Here is a 17,590-nt window from a genome sequence, read left to right on the forward strand (position 1 = left end):
CCAACCTTTACCTAACTTGACATTGGGTTAACCGCACCAAACGCAGCGAACTTTTATGCTTGCTCACCACCAGCCCGCTCGCTCCCGCGGTGACTCGTCTTGCGGTGAGATATCCGCGTCCACCTACACCACCTGTCGATGTGTCCTGGATAAGATCTTGATGAATTTTTCGCGCCTGCTCTGCTCGGCTGCACTGCTGCTCAATGTCACACTTGCCCACGCCCAAGGCTTCAAGATTTCCGATATTCGTATCAACGGCCTCCAGCGCGTTTCCGCAGGCAGTGTCTTCGGTGCCTTGCCATTGAACGTCGGTGATAACGCGGATGAGCGGCGCCTGGTGGAGTCCACGCGTGCGCTGTTCAAGACCGGTTTTTTCCAGGATATCCAACTGGGACACGACGGTGATGTGCTGGTCATTACCGTTGTCGAGCGTCCCTCTATCGCCAGTATCGAGATCGAAGGCAACAAGGCGATCTCCACTGAAGACCTGATGAAAGGCCTCAAGCAATCCGGCCTGGCCGAAGGCGAGATCTTCCAGCGCGCCACCCTCGAAGGTGTACGTAACGAGCTGCAACGCCAGTACGTTGCCCAGGGCCGCTACTCGGCCACCGTCGACACCGAAGTGGTGCCGCAGCCGCGCAACCGCGTCGGCCTGAAGGTCAACATCAACGAAGGCACCGTGGCAGCCATCCAGCACATCAACGTGGTGGGCAACACGGTTTTCCCTGATGAAGACCTGATCGACCTGTTCGAGCTCAAGACCACCAACTGGCTGTCGTTCTTCAAGAACGACGACAAGTACGCCCGTGAAAAACTTTCCGGTGACCTGGAGCGCCTGCGTTCCTACTACCTGGACCGCGGCTACATCAACATGGACATCGCCTCGACCCAGGTGTCCATCACCCCGGACAAGAAGCACGTCTACATCACCGTCAACGTCAACGAAGGCGAGAAGTACACCGTTCGTGACGTCAAGCTCAGCGGCGACCTGAAAGTGCCTGAAGACCAGGTCAAGTCGCTGCTGCTGGTGCAGAAGGGCCAGGTGTTCTCGCGCAAGCTGATGACCACCACGTCCGAGCTGATCACCCGTCGCCTGGGTAACGAGGGCTACACCTTCGCCAACGTCAACGGCGTGCCACAGCCGCACGATGAAGACCACACCGTCGACATCACCTTCGCCGTGGACCCGGGCAAGCGTGCCTACGTCAACCGCATCAACTTCCGTGGCAACACCAAGTCCGAAGACGAAGTGCTGCGCCGTGAAATGCGCCAGATGGAAGGTGGCTGGGCCTCGACCTACCTGATCGACCAGTCCAAGACCCGCCTGGAGCGCCTGGGCTTCTTCAAGGAAGTCAACGTCGAGACCCCGGCCGTACCGGGCGTCGATGACCAGGTCGATGTGAACTACAGCGTCGAAGAGCAGGCTTCCGGCTCGATCAGCGCCAGCGTCGGTTTCTCGCAAAGCGCCGGCCTGATCCTGGGCGGCTCGATCACCCAGAACAACTTTCTCGGCACCGGCAACTACGCCAGCCTGGGCCTGACCCGCTCGTCCTACCAAAGCAAGTACAACATCGGTTTTACCGACCCCTACTTCACGCCGGACGGCGTGAGCCTGGGTTACAACGCGTTCTATAACGCCACCGACTACAACGAATACTACGATGACGATAATTCGTACTATTCCATCAACAGCTACGGCGCCGGCACCTCCCTCGGCTACCCGATCAATGAAACCTCACGATTGAATTTCGGCGTGACGGTGCAACATGACAGCATCGAACCGGGGACCTACAGCGCCGATGAGATCTACGATTTCATCGAGCGTGAAGGCAAGGACTTCACCAACTTCAAGGCCAACCTCGGCTGGTCGGAATCGACCCTGAACAAGGGCGTGCTGGCCACCCGTGGGCATTCGCAAAGCCTGAACCTGATGGCGACGGTGCCCGGCAGCGACCTGAGCTTCTACAAGATCGACTACACCGGGCAGACGTTCCTGCCGGTCAGCGACGCGACCTCGCTGCGCTTGCACACCAAGCTCGGCTACGGCAACAGCTACGGTTCGACCGACGGCCTGCCGTTCTATGAAAACTACACCGCCGGTGGCGAAGGCTCGGTGCGTGGTTTTGAAAGCGGCACTCTCGGCCCGCGCAACACACCGGCCACCGGCACCTATGCCAGTGCCGGCCAAGCGTACTACTCCGACCGGGACACCGAGTCACTGGGCGGCAACATACTCATCACCGGCGGCGTGGAATACCTGTTCCCACTGCCCTTCATCAAAGACAACAAATCACTGCGCACCTCGGTGTTCTGGGACGTGGGCAGCGTCTATTCCGACAAGTGCTATCTGAGCACCACCCAGGGATGCGACGGGGTCGATCTCAGCCAGATGGCCAGCTCGGTGGGGGTCGGGGTGACCTGGTATAGCCCGCTGGGCCCATTGAGCGCCAACGTGGCCTTTCCGGTCCGAACGCCGGATAACGCTGATACGCAGGTGTTTCAGTTTTCCTTGGGACAAACGTTCTGAAAGCGCTGGCCGGAACTGGTCGTAGGGCACGGATCTGCTATCTTGGATACAGACCTGAGTAGTTGCGATCCCATACGTATCCAGGTTTGAGCAATGGAGTGATGAAGTTGGAAGCAGTGGAACTGCTCGTTATTGATGAATGGGGCACATCATCTCTACGTGGCGAGTGTGATGTGATCATCGTCAATTACAATGCCGGTGAACTTTTGTTGGCGTGTGTAAGGTCGGCGTTTGCCGCCGGCGCTTCCAGCGTGATCGTGGTGGACAACGATTCCCACGACGATAGCCTGATGCTGGTGGAGCGAACCCACGCTGTCGGCGACTCGCTTCAAATCGTACGCAATGCCGCCAACCTCGGCTTCGCCGTGGCGTGCAACCAAGGTGCCCGCCTGTCAGCGGCTCCCAATTTATTTTTCTTGAACCCGGACACCGTGCTGGCCGCCGATGCCATAGACCACTTGCTGCTGGCACTGCGCAGCTCGCCGGAAATCGGCATGGTCGGAGGGTTCCTGTGCAACCCGGACGGCAGCGAGCAAGCCGGTGGGCGCCGGGTATTTCCAACGCCCAGACGCGCCTTCATGCGGGCTTTCGGACTTTCGCGGCTCTCAGCACTTTTCCCATCACTGTTGTCCGACTTTTTATTGCACAAGGAGCCGCTACCCGGCACCCCCATTGTCGTTGAGGCCATTTCCGGGGCTTGCATGCTGGTCAAGCGCGAAGCGATCGAGAGTGTCGGGTTATGGGACGAAGACTATTTCCTTCATTGCGAGGACCTGGACTGGTGCATGCGCTTCCATCAGGCCGGCTGGCGCGTGCTGTTCGTGCCAGATGCCCAGGTGATGCATGTATTCGGTGGCTGCAGTCGCCAGCGTCCCTATTTCGTCGAATGGCACAAACACCTGGGGATCCTGCGTTTCTATCGCAAGTTTTTCCGCCGCAAATACCCTGCCGTGCTATGGGTCAGCGTGGTGATCGGGGTCTGGTTTCGATTCAGCCTGATGGTCCTTCGTCACGCGGCTACCCGGTTTAAACATGCATGGAACCTACGATAAGAGACCCCAATTGCGGATAGGAATATTGGGCGGCTCCAGCCTCTTGGGCGAGCACGCCCTGCCATTGCTGGCACAAACCGGTCTCCCGACAAGCGCCTTCACTCGAAGCCTGCCCACGGTGTCCTGCCCCGGTGTGACGTGGCGAAATGCTGACGACTGGCACGGACTGACGCTGGACACCTTCCTGTCATTCGCCCCTGTCTGGGTGTTACCCGACTATCTGGAACGCCTGGCCAGCACCCACGTCAAACGCGTTGTCGTGCTATCCTCCACAAGCCGTTTTGCCAAGCAAACATCGCCCGATGCTCGGGAACGGGACGTGGCGCAACGCTTGATACGCGCAGAAGAACAGCTCGAGCAGTGGGCGATCGAACGGCAAGTCGAATGGGTGATCCTGCGGCCGACCATGATCTATGGCTTTGGTCGCGACAAGAACATCTCGCAAATAGCACGTTTCATTCAACGCTTCGGATTTTTCCCGCTTATCGGGGGCGGAACCGGACTGCGCCAGCCGGTGCATGCTGGTGACGTGATCCAGGCGTGCCTGTCCGCCATGAGCACGCCTGGCCTGCCCAGTGGCGGCTATAACCTCTCAGGGGGGAAGTCTTGCCGTATCACACGATGGTGAGGCGAATATTCCAGGCCATGGGGCGTCCGGAGCGAACGCTGCCCCTCCCTGCCCAGGTATTAAGCCGGGGCGTTTCGATCATGCGGTGTCTGCCGCGCTATCGACATCTTTCAAGTGCGCTGGTGGCGCGGATGAACGAGGACTTGGTGTTTGACCATTCGCCCGCCAGTGATTGGCTTGGTTTTGCTCCCAGGGCGTTTCATCTGATGGGTGAGGATTTGCCTGGTCGATAGGTGGGATGGTTTGGGTCTGGATTGCTTAGGGAAAAATGTGCTTCTCTGGGGCGGGGTGTATATCCGTTGCTGCGGTAACGGCGGCTTAGGGTTCCGCCCTTACGGCGGGTCACTTTTGGAAAAGCGCCAAAAGTAACCAAAAACGCTTTGCCCCACCACTCGGTGCCTCGCCTAGGCTCGGCATGCCTGAACGAAGGCATCGCTCCGTGGGCCGCCGCGAAGGGCCATCCATGGCCCAGCGCGGCTAACCCGGCATCCATGCCGGGTTGCCCACTGCGCAATACCTTCGTTCAGCCAGCGTGGTTAACGGGGCGCCCGAGATCAACGTCCACGCCGAGGCGGCCTAGTAGCCGACCTGGCTCTCCCGGTCGTACACCCATCAGAACTGTGGGAGCAAAGCTTGCTCGCGACGGCGGAGTCACCGTCGACGAGGATGTTGAAGGTCATGGCCTTGTCGCGATCTAGCCCTTGTCCCCTGTCTCCACGCCAGGCTCGTCGCGATGAACGTGGGCTTGCCAAGCGCCCCATTTGCTTTCGAAGTACGCCTGGTTTTTGTCCCAGAGGGCCTGGTACTCACCACTGGCGATCAGCTTCCTGAACGAAGCCTGCCCGTAATGATGGATAAACGCGTCTTCGGCGCAGACCGTCCGGTAGCCAGCCGCCTGCACGCGACGGCTGTAGTCGTCGTCCTCGAACATTCCGATACCGAATGCTTCATCCAGATACCCCACCTCTTCGAGAATGCCTCGGCGAAAGGCGACACAAAACATGGCGAGCATCGAGATATCGAACGACTGCCCCTTGTGGGCTTTGGTATAGCAGTCTGAAAAATCCTGCATCTGTTGAATGTCGGTGTAGGAAACTTCGATTTTCGCTTCGTTTCCTACCGCATTCGTGACCGGTCCGACCAAGCCGATACTAGGGTCTCTCAAATGCCGGACCAGCGGATCCAGCCAGCCGTCTGGCACTACCGTGTCGTTATTGAGCAACAGCAGTATGTCACCGTCGGCTTCTCGCAAGCCCTGGTTATTGGCCGCAGCGAAGCCTCGGTTGTCCGGGTTGAGGATGACCTTCGCGGTCGGCACTTCCTGGCGCAGGCGCTCGAGATAATCGCCCGTACCATCCTCCGAGCCGTTGTCGACGACAATGAGCTGGTAATTGGGCCAGGTGGTATTGCGCAGAATGCTGTTTACACATTGAATCGTCAGATTGAGGTTGTTGTACGTCACGAGCACGATGGAGACTTTTTCATACAGCCCGACGATAGCCAGTTGCATGCTATCGAATCGATCTTTCCAATCATTGGCCCGGGCAAGTTCTACGCGTCGTTTGTACAGGGCCAGGTCGCGCTCGGCCAAGGCACCCTCGATCTGCTCGATGAACTCATCGACTCCGGTTGCGAAGTACAACAGGTCTTTGTAAATGCTCATCTCCGCCAAAGGCGTGGAAATCACCGGCTTGCCTGCACTGATGTACTCGTAGAACTTCACCGGATCGACCGCGTGCGTCACGTTGTAGAGCCTGAAAGGAATCAGGCAGGCATCGAAATGATCCAGGTAAAGCGGCATTTGCGAGTAAGGCTTCCTGCCCAACAACTGGACATTGGGCTTGTGCTCAAGACCCGCCAGATCGTCGACAAAAATATCCCCCACCAGAATGAAGTTCCACTCTGGCCGCCTGTCCGCCAACGCCGCCAGCAAGGGATAATCGAGCCATTGCGCCAGGGCACCGTAGTAACCAATGACAGGCCCGGCAAGCCCGCTCAGCACATCATTGGTAAAGCAGTGCTGCCGAAAAAAAGCGAAATCCACCGCGTTTCGCACCAGCACGCAGCGTGGGTTATGGGCGCACCACTTGTGGTAAAGCAACGCGGCGGAAACGGTCACCAGGTCGGCCTGGACAATCAGGGTCTTTTCCTCGCTCAACAGCTGTTCGCCGATGTTCGGGAAACCATCCCAGTCATCCATGCAGTCATAGAGAATGCGCCAGCCATGCATGGTTCGCAGGCTGAGTGCCACGGGGCTCCAGTAAGCAATATGCACCACCGAGAGGGCGGTTCTGATCTGCATATCGGCGACCAGTGCGGCCATGGCGAGCAGCAAAGCCTGATGATTCTCAGGCGTCACCACTTTTTCGTAATACGCCTCTTGCACATCACGCTGCAGCGCCACTTCAAAAATATTGGGCGCCACTGAGGTCAACCGATAGAGCTGTCCCTGTTCCGGCACGCTGGAGGGGACGATATAAAACACCCGGTAACCATTGCTCGCAAACTGGTTCATCAACTGCTGCGGTCGCTGGAAGCGTGCAGCCCACTCAATGTTGGCGAAGCAGAGAATATCCAGGCGCCCTTTCGTGGTGAAATCCGGGGCGACGTCAGGGTTCGGCAACGGCTGTGGTGCGGTCGGATAGACGATTGCAGCGGCCGTCTCGGGGAATTCCTGCGTGGCGCTAAAACCATAACGCATCAACCGGAAAAGCGAGCGCAGTGGTCGGGTGAAACGCCACGAACGGGTGTTTTGCAGGAAGTCGACTTTTGCCAAGGCAATATCGCGCTCATTGATGGCCGCATCTCTTTGAGCCAAGGCGGCGTCGCGGTCGATCAAGGTGCTGTCGAGCTTAAGCACGTGGGTATCCATGCAGTGGAGTGCTGTCGCCCGGCGGCCACATGGAACTGAGGGACCCCGGTCGGTAGAACGTCGCCGTCAGGCTGCGGCGGGAGGAATGGCAGCCGCTTACCACGGGCGTGACAGCATGCCAGGAGTTATCCGAACGCACCAGGATCGCCGAATTGCCCACCAGGGGCTCGATCTCGGCCGCCACGGCAGTGGGATCGTTGCGGTGCAGGATGTTCAGGCACCCGCCGTCGTTGCGGTCCCAGGACTCATTGAAATACAGGATATGGGTGACCAGTTTATCGGGCAGGTCCGGATGCGCCCCCAGGCTCGCGCCAGGACCGTAATGAAAAACGTTGACCTCCATCGGCACGCTGCGCAGATCAATCCCGGCCAGCTCCGACATGGCCTCTCGATAGCCGGCCGAGCCAAGATCCTGCGCCAGCCTCAACCACGCCTCGCTCAGTTCTTCGGGGAAAGCGATGGTATGGGTGCCCATGTCTACCAGGGCGCGGGCCTCATAGTCATAGTTTTTTTCACCACCATAACCACTCACCGTCTTGAAGTGATCATGAGGGAAGGTCGCCGCCAACGCAGCGGCATCCTCGGCCGAATACAGACTGTCAATTTCAGCCCATGAGAACGGGTGAGACTTTAGCGCCGCTGGCGTGAGACGAGAGAGATCTAGCATTGTCTGTTCTTGTTCGCTGTCAGGTTTCTGATACCACGGGCGATGGAACGCAGTGGTGCGGTCATTCGGAATGAATTGGAATTCTGCAACTCAAGCATCCTGGCGTCACTGAGGGCCAGTTGCTGACTGAGCTGGGCAATCCGTTGCTGCTGGGCAAGCGTCTCTACTGCCGGCTCCGGCGCCGGCTCGATGACCTCAGGCTCCGGCACGGCGGGGCTTACCGGACATTCAGCCGGCAATGGATCACGCCCCTCGGCCGCGGCTTCGAGCAGGTTGGGTAGATGCTGTAGAAAAGCGCCCAACACCGGCTGGGACGAGGTTTTGCCCTGGCGGATGATCGCCGCGACCCGGTCCCAGTGCTCGACCAACCGATCCGCCGCCGCACGCGCCGCAGGCGATGGCCGGGTCTTGCCCACGCGCGCGAGGAACCATTGTGGATCGACCGTCGCCGCGTCCGGCAACGCATGGAGTGAATCGAACTCCGCCAGCGCCGTGTACTTGCCCGTGGTCAGATCCGCCGAGCAGAACACCGGGACGCCAAACGCCAGAGCGGTGATTGCCAGGTGATAGCTATGGCCGATCACCGCTTGGGCCTGGCTGAGAATTTCCGCCATCAGCAACGGCTCTGGCCAGAACGACAAGGTGATGGCCTGGGGCAGGCGCGCCGCAATGACCGACGGATCGTCACCCAGGACAGGGCCAATCGGCACCACCAGGAACTGATAGCCCTGGAACGCCTCGGCGTGGTCTTCGAACAGTTTTACAAAAGATTCCACCACATGAATGGCGTGGATCACGATGTAGGGCCCGGTCAGCCCGGCCTGCTCGCGCAGGCGAACGAACTCGGCGCCAGGCTGCTGCTCATCGATCAGGCGGGGCAAGCCGAACGCGGTGTCGGGCAGCACTTCGATCTCGGCCTGCTGGGTGAGCGCGCCGAGGGCATCGCGCGACAGCGCATCACGGACTCGCACGTACTGGCTCTGCTCAAGAGCCATCGTCAACAACGGCCTGGCCCAGTCGGGAATACTGTTGCAATGCATCCCGGGGGCATTCCACATGACCGGAACCCCGTGCTGCTGCGCGATGAGTGCAGGGGTCAGCCAATAACCGGTAGGGTGATGGATATTGGCGGTTGTCGGACCATAGCCGTGGGCAACGACTTTATCGAAGCGGATCAGGAAGCCACCGCCGATCAAAACACCATCCAGGCTGGCCGCTACATGAGGCAACTGCGTCAACGACGTCACCGCATAGGGCCATTCAGATCGGGTTTTCCCGTGATAGGAAAACCGATGCAGGTTGACTGAACCCAAGCGCCGGGCCAGCTCCGCCTCGGCAATGATCGGAAACAGCAGGTCACCGTAGTTTTCTACATCAAAGGTTCCGAATATAGCGACCTGCCACGTGCGCTCGTCCAGGTGTTGCGTCAAAACCTTCTCTCCTTGAGTCCCGCAGGCCTTGGCAAGCGCCTCGACTGGTCGAGGGTCGATCCTCTGCAAGCCCAGGTCAACCATGCCCAGGAAATTCTTGTGGTTCGGCAACATGTCGAACGCCAAGGGCGCCACCTGTTTCTCGATCAGTTGCGAGGTATCTTCCGTCGCGCCATGCAACAGCTTGAGCGTGACATGATAGCGCCCCTCGGCGAGGTTGGCCGGGAAGCGCACCGTGATCGCTGTGCGCCGCCAGCCATTCTCGGCCGGGCCTGGTTGCAGTGCGAAGTTGCCCCCGCCGATCACCAGCAGCCTGGCTTCCTGGATGGTGAAGCTGATGTTGGGTTGCGTGATCGACTCATGGAGCAACGCCTCGACGCGGATCTCGATGTCGTCGCCATACAGGTAACTGGAGGAGAGCTGCCGGGTGTTGGTGAAGCAGGCAGCGCTGATGTGCCCCTCTTCGGTCCCAAAGGCCATCCCCTCCTGCCCGCCCATGAATGACTTGCGCGTAACCGGTATGACCCCGCCACTGGCCCAGCGGCGTTGCTCGTCGCGCATGTCGAGCAAATGCAGCTCGGCCATTTCATCGGGCGAGCCGCTGGCAACGACCCGGCCTGCGCGCAGATAGATGACCCGGTGGCAAAAGCGCTTGACCATGCTCATGTCATGGGAGACGAACAGCAGCGTCGTGCCGTTGGCAGCCAGTTCTTCCAGCCGATTCAAGCATTTGAATTGAAACGAGGCATCGCCGACGGACAGGGCTTCATCGACGATCAGGATCTCGGGCTCGACACAGACCGAAACCGCGAAGGCCAACCGTACCAGCATCCCGCTGGAATAGATTTTGGTGGGCTGGTCGATAAAGTCGCCGATATTGGCAAAGGCGAGGATGTCATCGAAGCGGGTGTCGATTTCCGAGCGACTCAAGCCCAGCACCGCCGCATTCACATAGACGTTTTCCCGGCCAGTGAACTCCGGATTGAAACCGGACCCCAGCTCAAGCAACGCCGCAATCCGGCCATGCCCCTGGACACTGCCCCGGGTTGGCATCAACGTTCCGCAGATCAGTTGCAACAGGGTGGATTTGCCACTGCCATTACGGCCGATGATACCGACAGTCTCCCCCCTTGCGATAGTCAGGGAAACATCGTCCAGGGCCCAGAACTCGCGATAGAACCGCTTCCTGCCACGTACCAGCATCTGCAACAGACGGTCCTTGGGCGCATCGTAGATCTGATAACACTTGCTCAGGTTTTCGGCGCAGATGGCCACTTCAAACGACATCGGCAAAACCCTTCCATGAATCACGGCCATTATTGCGGCGTTACTGAATCAGTCCTTCGCTGGATGCTGCGGATGAGTTAAGCACAGATGGGATAAAAAACTGCGAATGAATCTACACTTGGCCTACCCTCCATGAGGATGCGACTCAAGAAGCATCCGCTATTGTCCTAAGGATCAAGCACCGATGCAGTCGTTCAGCACGTCCCCTGCCGCCATGGTCAAGAGTGTCCTGATCAATCGAATATTGATCTACGTGTTGATCCGCAGAGAAGTCATCGGTCGCTACAAAGGCTCGATGCTCGGTATTTTATGGTCGTTCTTCACACCGGTTTTCATGCTGGTGGTCTACACGTTCGTGTTCAGCGTTGTCTTCAAGGCCCGCTGGTCTGGCGGCGGAGAATCCAAGAGCGAATTCGCCCTGGTGCTGTTCGCTGGCCTGCTGGTGTTCAACCTGTTTTCCGAATGCGTGAACCGTGCGCCGGGCCTGGTGCTGGCCAATACCAACTACGTCAAGAAGATTGTGTTCCCACTGGAAACCCTGCCCCTGGTGTCCCTCGGCGCAGCGCTGTTTCACATGGGTGTCAGCGTCCTGGCCTGGCTGGTCTTCTATATCGTCCTGTTCGGTACCCCTCCGGTAACCGCTCTTCTGCTACCGGTGGTGCTGTTCCCATTGGTGTTGCTGACGCTGGGGATCTCCTGGTTTCTCGCCTCGATAAGCGTCTACCTGCGCGATATAGGCCAGTTCATCGGCATTATCATCACGGCGATGCTGTTCCTCTCACCGATTTTCTATCCACTTTCGATACTGCCCCAAAGCTACCAGGCCGCCCTGCAGGCAAACCCCCTGACGCTGCCGGTGGAAATGGTTCGCGATGTCATGTTCTGGGGCAAGGCGCCACAATGGGAGCACCTGGCCGCTTATTCGGCGATCTCCGTGCTGATTGCCTGCGCAGGGTTCGCCTGGTTCCAGAGGACACGCAAAGGCTTTGCCGACGTCATATGACGCTTGGTTGCGTGGCGCCCCATCCAGCAACCGCTATGATGATTCATGGCACGGCTGGAGCCTGGGCCTGTCTGATGATTGAAGCCAACATCGATCCTGCAAGACCGAGTTTGCGTTGCCGTATTGACCAAAGGACCAGAAAACCGCATGGACCAGATCAACCGTCTTGTTGATTGCATTGACAAATTGACTCGCTCAACACAATCCAGATCCATCGAAGCCTTGCAACTGGTCAAGGAAATCGAGAATCGAGATCGGCTTATCAAACAACTGAACCTTGATTCAAAAGCGCTTCGCACTCGCGTGTCACTTCAAGAAGGTGAGACCGGGCGACTGCGCGAGCAACTGCGGGCGGCTGAAAAGCGCCTCAAAGAGGTCGAGACACTACTCCAGACAAAAGAAAGCGAAGCTGTCGCGCTGTCCGATTGGGCGGTGGATTTGCGCGCCCAACTGGCGGCAAAGCAGGCTGAGCTGTTCAAGCTTTCGGACTGGGGCAACGCCATCGAACGCGCTCCGCTGCGTTATTCGATACGCAAGCAGTTGTACAAGCTATCGCGCCGGGTCTACGCCTGGCTGCCACTCACCGCCCAGCAGAAAAGCAAGCTGGCGCACCGGATTCGAAGCTGGTTGAAGCGCCGCAAGGCAACGCCGGGCGAATCAGCGGCGCCAGCAAGCCTCACCCCGTTGCAACACCTGCCACCGCCCGTAAACCTTGAAGTACCGTCTTGCCCCGGGCAACCCATGATCCTGATGTTCGGCGTGATTGACTGGCACTTCCGCATCCAGCGCCCGCAAAACCTGGCCAAGGAGTTGGCCCGGGCGGGACAAACGACATTTTATATCTCGAACCATTTTATCGACGATGAGGCCCCCGGCTTCGAAGTGGAACCCTTGGAGGGCTCCAACCGGCTGTTCCAGATCCGGTTCAAGGTGCTCGGCGCACCGGCCATTTATCATGCCCCACCGTCAGCTGCCGCGATCCGCCAGTTGTGCCAAGGCCTGGCCATGCTCCTGCAATGGGCGAACGTCGATGTCGTGGATTGCATCGTCCAGCACGCCTACTGGTTCCCGCTGGCAAGGCGTGTCCCCAACTCCACGCTGGTCTATGACTGCATGGATCACCATGAAGGCTTTGGCAACGTTGCCCAGGAGTTGCTCGACCTTGAAATCGCCCTGATGCGCAGGGCGGATTTGCTGGTGGCGACATCCGACTGGATCGAACAACACGGCAAGCGGGAAAACCGCAACGTCGAGGTGATCCGCAACGCCTGCGAGTTCAGCTTCTTCAGCCAACGTCCCGACAAAATCTATCGGGACCCCGCCAACAGAAAAATCATTGGCTACTACGGCGTCATTGCCGAATGGTTCGACCTGGACCTGATCAAGCAAGTCGCCCAGGCATTCCCAAAGCACCTGATACTGTTGATCGGCAGCGATACCGTCCAGGCGAAAAAATACTTCAAGGCCTGCCCGAATGTGGTCCTGGAAGGCGAAGTCCCGTACGCCTCCCTGCCTTATTATCTCTATGCCATGGACGTTTGCCTGCTGCCGTTCAAGGTCATGCCTTTGACCCTCGCCACCAATCCGGTCAAGGTCTATGAATACCTGAGCGCGGGAAAACCGGTGGTCTCGGTGAAACTGCCGGAGTTGAGCCAGTTCGGCAAGCTGGTCTGGGCGGTTGAGGAGCCGACCGAGTTCATCTCGGCCATACGCGATGCGCTGGACGCAGTGCCAGAAGCCAGCGCCACGCCAAAGGCGCGCCAATCGTTCGCCCGGGGCCAGACCTGGCAGCATCGGGCCGCCAGCTTGCGCAAGGCCATCGCAACATTGCCCCGGCCCAAAGTCAGCGTCGTGGTGTTGACCTACAACAACCTCGAACTGACCAAGGCCTGCCTCGACAGCCTGTTGACTCAGAGCCAATACCCGAACCTTGAAATAATCGTTGTCGATAACCACTCCAGCGACCAGACCCCGGCCTACCTCACCGCCTGGGCGAAGGGGCATCCAGACCGGATCGTCATCCTCAACCCGGACAACAAGGGATTTGCCGCCGGTAACAACCTGGGCCTAGCGGCAGCCAGTGGCGACTATCTGGTGGTCCTGAACAACGACACGGTCGTCACCGCCGGTTGGATCAAAGGCTTGATCCGTCATCTGCAGGACAACAAGGAAATCGGCATCATCGGCCCGATCACCAACAACATCGGCAATGAGGCCAAAGTCAGCACCGGCTATGACCGGTTAGAAGACATGCCCGCCGAAGCCGCGCAAATGACCCGCGCGCGCATGGGTGAGTGGTTCGAGATCAACACCCTGGCCTTTTTCTGCGTGATGTTCCCGCGTTCGACCTACGAGCAGATCGGTGGCCTGTGCGAAGAGTATGGCCTGGGGTTCTTCGAGGATGACGATTACTGCCGTCGCGTGCAGCGGCGTGGCATGCGCGCGGCCTGTGCCGAGGACGTCTTCGTTCACCACCACCTGTCCGCCTCGTTCGACACCTTGGGTGCCAAGAAAAAACAGGCACTTTTCGAAAAGAACCGGGCGATCTACGAAAGCAAGTGGGGATCCTGGGTCCCGCACACCTACCGAGACGTATAAGCACCCTTTTGCATGGCACCGAGGTGCTGAACAGCCGAGACGATATTTTGCCCAGATTCAGCCTGAAATACGCAGTGGTGTTGTTGGTTTTACTGGCGAGTGCGGTGGTCGGCGTATACGGTTTTTCGACGCTTGAACTGGCGTCCATGAACAGCGGCACCCGAACGATATTGCTGTCACTGGCAGGCCTGGCCGCCCTCACCGTCTTCACTCGCAAGCCACCGATCATTCTTTGCCTGGGTCTGCTGGCGTGCCTGTCCATTGTCTGCGCACAGATTTGGCCGGTGATGGTCGTCGCGGTGTTCGCACTGTCTTCGACCGTGCTCGGCAGGTGGCTGCTCAGGCAGGACGCCTTGGACGACTGGAGCGTCCACCTGCTGGTGGGAGCCGGTACGTTCGGCACACTGACAGGCCTGGCGGCCTACTTGCCGATCAACTACCCCTGGCTGTATGGCGCGCTGCTGTTGTTGCCGCTTGTATTGGGTCACAGGCACGTCACGTCGATAGGCCGTGAACTGTTGCGGCAAATCCGGGCCAGCCGCTCAGCGCAAACACCCCTCCAGACGGGGTTCGACGTACTGATCTGCAGCTTCGCCTGCCTCTACGTGTTGGTCGCCTTCATGCCGGAGGTCGGGCATGACGCGTTGGCCATGCACCTCTTCGTCCCGTCACACCTGGCCCAACAGCATCAATGGAAGTTCGATGCAAACACCTATGTGTGGGCGGTCATGCCCATGCTGGCCGACTGGATCTACAGCATTGTCTATATGCTGGCCGGTGAAACCGCCTCGCGCCTGAGCAACAGCGCATTCACCTTGCTGCTGGCCTGGCAGATCCGCAACATGACCCTCTGGGCCGGTGGCTCTGCCACAAGCGCCCGCTGGGCCAGCCTGATCTTTCTGTCAACGCCCCTCGCCTTCGCTGAAAGCAGCAGCCTGCATATCGAATCGGCGTGGACCGCCTTCATGATGGCCGGGACGCTGGCGATCCTGAAGGTCTCAAGCTTCACGCCGGAGCCCAGGGAGCGCCTGTCGCAATTGCTCCTGGCGGGCCTCCTGCTGGGCTTCGCCATGGCGACCAAGGCCGTGACCTTGAGCGTCCTGCCGGTCCTGCTGGTGATCCTCTTGCTGCACTACAAGGCCTGGGCTGTCCCAGGAATCGTCAAGACACTCCTGCTGGGCAGTGCCGGCCTGATACTGGCCGGTGCTACCCCTTACGTCTCTGCCGGGTACTTGACCGGCAACCCCGTGTTCCCGTTTTTCAATGCCATTTTCCATTCGCCGCTCTGGCCGGACATCGACTTCGAACCACCGGCCATTTTCGGTACCGGGGTAACCTGGGACACCCTCTATCGAATGGTCTTCAAGTCGCCGCAGTTCATCGAGGGGCGGGTTGGCGCGGCGGGCTTTCAATGGCTGCTGCTGCCCACGGCGGCCGTCGCCGTGCTGTTGAGCGGCAACAAGAAAGCCCTGTGCATCCTCCTGGTCGGCGCCGGCGCGATGTTCATGACGTTCCACTCAACAGCCTACCTGCGTTATGTGTTCCCCTCCTTCGCGCTGTTCTCAGTGATCCTGGCCCTGCCCTTTTCCGACGCCAGGATCTTCCCGCGCAGCCTCGCCATCGTGGCCGGTGCCGTGTTGGTCCTGACCAATACCCGTTTCATCCAGGCCGCGACTTACTATGGCGAAATCAAACCTTCTGCACTGTTGAGCACGGCAGGTCGGGACGCCTATCTATTGGAACGCCTGCCCATCCGAAAAATGGTCGACACCGTCAATGCCTTGAATACCGGGCATCAGCCCGTAGCGGTCTTTGCGTCGCCCTTGATGGCGGGTTTGCATGGCGATGCTCTTTACGCGTCGTGGTACAACCTGAAATGGAAAAGCGAGTTCGACGCGGCGGCCTCGCCATCAGAACTTGCCCAGCGCTTGCGCCGGCGCCAGGTGAGCTGGCTGGTGATCGACCTCAAGTCCCTTCCCCAGGCACCACTCGATCGGCTGCTCACGGTGTCCACGTCGTATGCCAGACTGGGTGACATGGAACTGCGCAAGCTCAATGACACGCACTACGAGCACCTGCTCAACCCAGAGCTGTCCAGCCTTGAGGGCTGGAGCCTGACGTCACCCTCGACCTACGACGCCGCGCGCAAGATCCTGACCGTCAGTGTCAAGACACCGGCAACCCAGCGTGTCGACGTGACGCCGGGGCTGACGTACATCAACAGCGTGTCGGCACGCTGCGCAACGACAGCCACGGCCGGAAGAATCCAGGCCAATTGGATGGACGAACAAGGCGACTTCATTACCACCAGCATCGAGACGTTTGACTGCACCACGCAATGGGAGACCCATGAGATGAACGTCGTTGCCCCTGCCAATGCCACATCCGTGATCATTTACGCATCCGGGCATACCGACACTCCCCTGGAGTTCAAGTCACTTTCATTCAGGCAATAGTTGGCGATATCGATGAACTCAAAAACAGCGCTTTTCACGGACGAGCAACGCGTCGCCGTCGTCATCCCCAGCTATCGGGTCACCGCTCATATAGGCGCCGTCATAGCGGCCATAGGGCCGGAGGTCTGGCGCATCTACGTGATCGACGATGCCTGCCCGGACGGTTCAGGCGGGCATGTCCTGGTCTCCTGTAACGACCCTCGGGTCAAGGTGCTGCCCCATGACGTCAACAAAGGCGTGGGCGGTGCGGTCATGACCGGTTATCGAGCCGCCCTCGACGACGGCGCGAGTATCATCGTCAAAGTCGACGGGGACGGTCAGATGGACCCGACCCTGATCCCGCTGTTCATCGAGCCGATCCTGGCGGGAGAAGCCGACTACACCAAGGGCAATCGGTTTTTCGATCTGGAAGAAGTCCAATCGATGCCGCGCATTCGCCTTTTCGGCAACGCCGTGTTGTCGCTGATGGCCAAACTGTCGACGGGTTACTGGGATCTGTTCGACCCCACCAACGGCTACACGGCGATTCACCGTGACGTCGCCAGGCTGTTACCCCTGGACAAGGTCAGCCAACGCTACTTTTTCGAGACCGACATTCTGTTCCGCCTGAATACCGTGCGCGCCGTCGTGGTGGATATTCCGATGGAAGCCCGGTACGGCGATGAGGTCAGTCACCTCAAGATCTCGAAAATCGTCGGTGAATTCCTGTTCAAACACCTGCGCAATTTCACCAAGCGCGTGCTCTACAACTATTATCTGCGCGACATGTCCCTGGCTTCGATCGAGCTGCCGATCGGGATTCTCATGTTCCTGTTCGGCATCTTTTTCGGCAGTTATCACTGGTATGAATCGGCACAGAATGGCATCGCGACGCCGGCCGGAACCGTGATGCTCAGCGCTCTGCCCATGCTCATGGGGTTGCAACTGATCATGGCGTTCCTCGGTTATGACATCGCCTCCGTACCCAGCAGGCCACGGCAATCCAGGCGTGGTAGAGCCACCTCATTGCGGGAAGAAAACTCATTAAAGCGCTGAGAGAGATTTTATCGGACCCGTCGCTCAAGACATTG

Annotated in this window: 10 protein-coding genes and 1 pseudogene; 7 read left to right on the plus strand and 4 right to left on the minus strand. The window is 59.0% G+C overall.

What is annotated here, in order from left to right:
- Positions 1-160 precede the first annotated feature (160 nt).
- From bamA to KI235_RS19750, 3 genes are all read left to right on the plus strand, one after another.
- Positions 161-2,527: an outer membrane protein assembly factor BamA gene (bamA, locus tag KI235_RS19740; protein WP_039012472.1), complete on the plus strand. Its 2,367-nt coding sequence runs from the start codon at positions 161-163 to the stop codon at positions 2,525-2,527.
- A gap of 107 nt (positions 2,528-2,634) precedes the next feature.
- A complete protein-coding gene (locus tag KI235_RS19745; RefSeq protein ID WP_051003473.1) occupies positions 2,635-3,579 on the plus strand; it encodes a glycosyltransferase family 2 protein in 945 nt (314 codons plus the stop codon).
- Positions 3,580-3,604: 25 nt separating this feature from the next.
- Entirely contained in the window at positions 3,605-4,207 is a 603-nt protein-coding gene (locus KI235_RS19750; protein WP_212795260.1) for an NAD(P)-dependent oxidoreductase, read from the plus strand.
- A 694-nt stretch (positions 4,208-4,901) separates the two neighbouring features.
- On the opposite strand, the gene KI235_RS19755 is transcribed toward KI235_RS19750, so the two are convergent.
- From KI235_RS19755 to KI235_RS30495, 4 genes and pseudogenes are all read right to left on the minus strand, one after another.
- The gene (locus KI235_RS19755) at positions 4,902-7,067 is read right to left on the minus strand and encodes a glycosyltransferase (protein WP_212795261.1); all 2,166 of its coding nucleotides are present in this window, start codon (positions 7,065-7,067) and stop codon (positions 4,902-4,904) included.
- Positions 7,060-7,746, minus strand: a complete 687-nt coding sequence (locus tag KI235_RS19760) for a 2OG-Fe(II) oxygenase (protein WP_003203512.1) — start codon at positions 7,744-7,746, stop codon at positions 7,060-7,062. Before KI235_RS19760 ends, KI235_RS19755 begins: the two co-directional genes overlap by 8 nt.
- On the minus strand, positions 7,740-9,260 hold the full coding sequence (locus tag KI235_RS30490) for a polysaccharide pyruvyl transferase family protein (protein WP_232002354.1): 1,521 nt from the start codon (positions 9,258-9,260) through the stop codon (positions 7,740-7,742). Before KI235_RS30490 ends, KI235_RS19760 begins: the two co-directional genes overlap by 7 nt.
- A pseudogene (locus tag KI235_RS30495) lies at positions 9,240-10,463 on the minus strand (ABC transporter ATP-binding protein); the annotation flags it as partial. The gene KI235_RS30490 and the pseudogene KI235_RS30495, both read right to left, overlap by 21 nt.
- Positions 10,464-10,647: 184 nt before the next feature.
- On the opposite strand from KI235_RS30495, the gene KI235_RS19770 reads away from it, so the two are divergent.
- The 4 genes from KI235_RS19770 (at position 10,648) to KI235_RS19785 (ending at position 17,555) form a co-directional block, all read left to right on the plus strand.
- A complete protein-coding gene (locus tag KI235_RS19770; protein ID WP_003203515.1) occupies positions 10,648-11,466 on the plus strand; it encodes an ABC transporter permease in 819 nt (272 codons plus the stop codon).
- A gap of 303 nt (positions 11,467-11,769) precedes the next feature.
- Positions 11,770-14,064 (plus strand): glycosyltransferase, encoded by a 2,295-nt coding sequence (locus KI235_RS19775; RefSeq protein WP_232002350.1) that lies wholly within the window; start codon positions 11,770-11,772, stop codon positions 14,062-14,064.
- 47 nt (positions 14,065-14,111) lie between these two features.
- The gene (locus KI235_RS19780) at positions 14,112-16,520 is read left to right on the plus strand and encodes a phospholipid carrier-dependent glycosyltransferase (protein WP_230494381.1); all 2,409 of its coding nucleotides are present in this window, start codon (positions 14,112-14,114) and stop codon (positions 16,518-16,520) included.
- Between the two features lie 12 nt (positions 16,521-16,532).
- Positions 16,533-17,555, plus strand: coding sequence for a glycosyltransferase family 2 protein (locus KI235_RS19785; protein WP_028236806.1), 1,023 nt, complete (start codon positions 16,533-16,535; stop codon positions 17,553-17,555).
- Positions 17,556-17,590 lie beyond the last annotated feature (35 nt).

Source organism: Pseudomonas sp. St386 (genome assembly GCF_018325865.1).
Lineage (GTDB): Bacteria > Pseudomonadota > Gammaproteobacteria > Pseudomonadales > Pseudomonadaceae > Aquipseudomonas > Aquipseudomonas brassicacearum.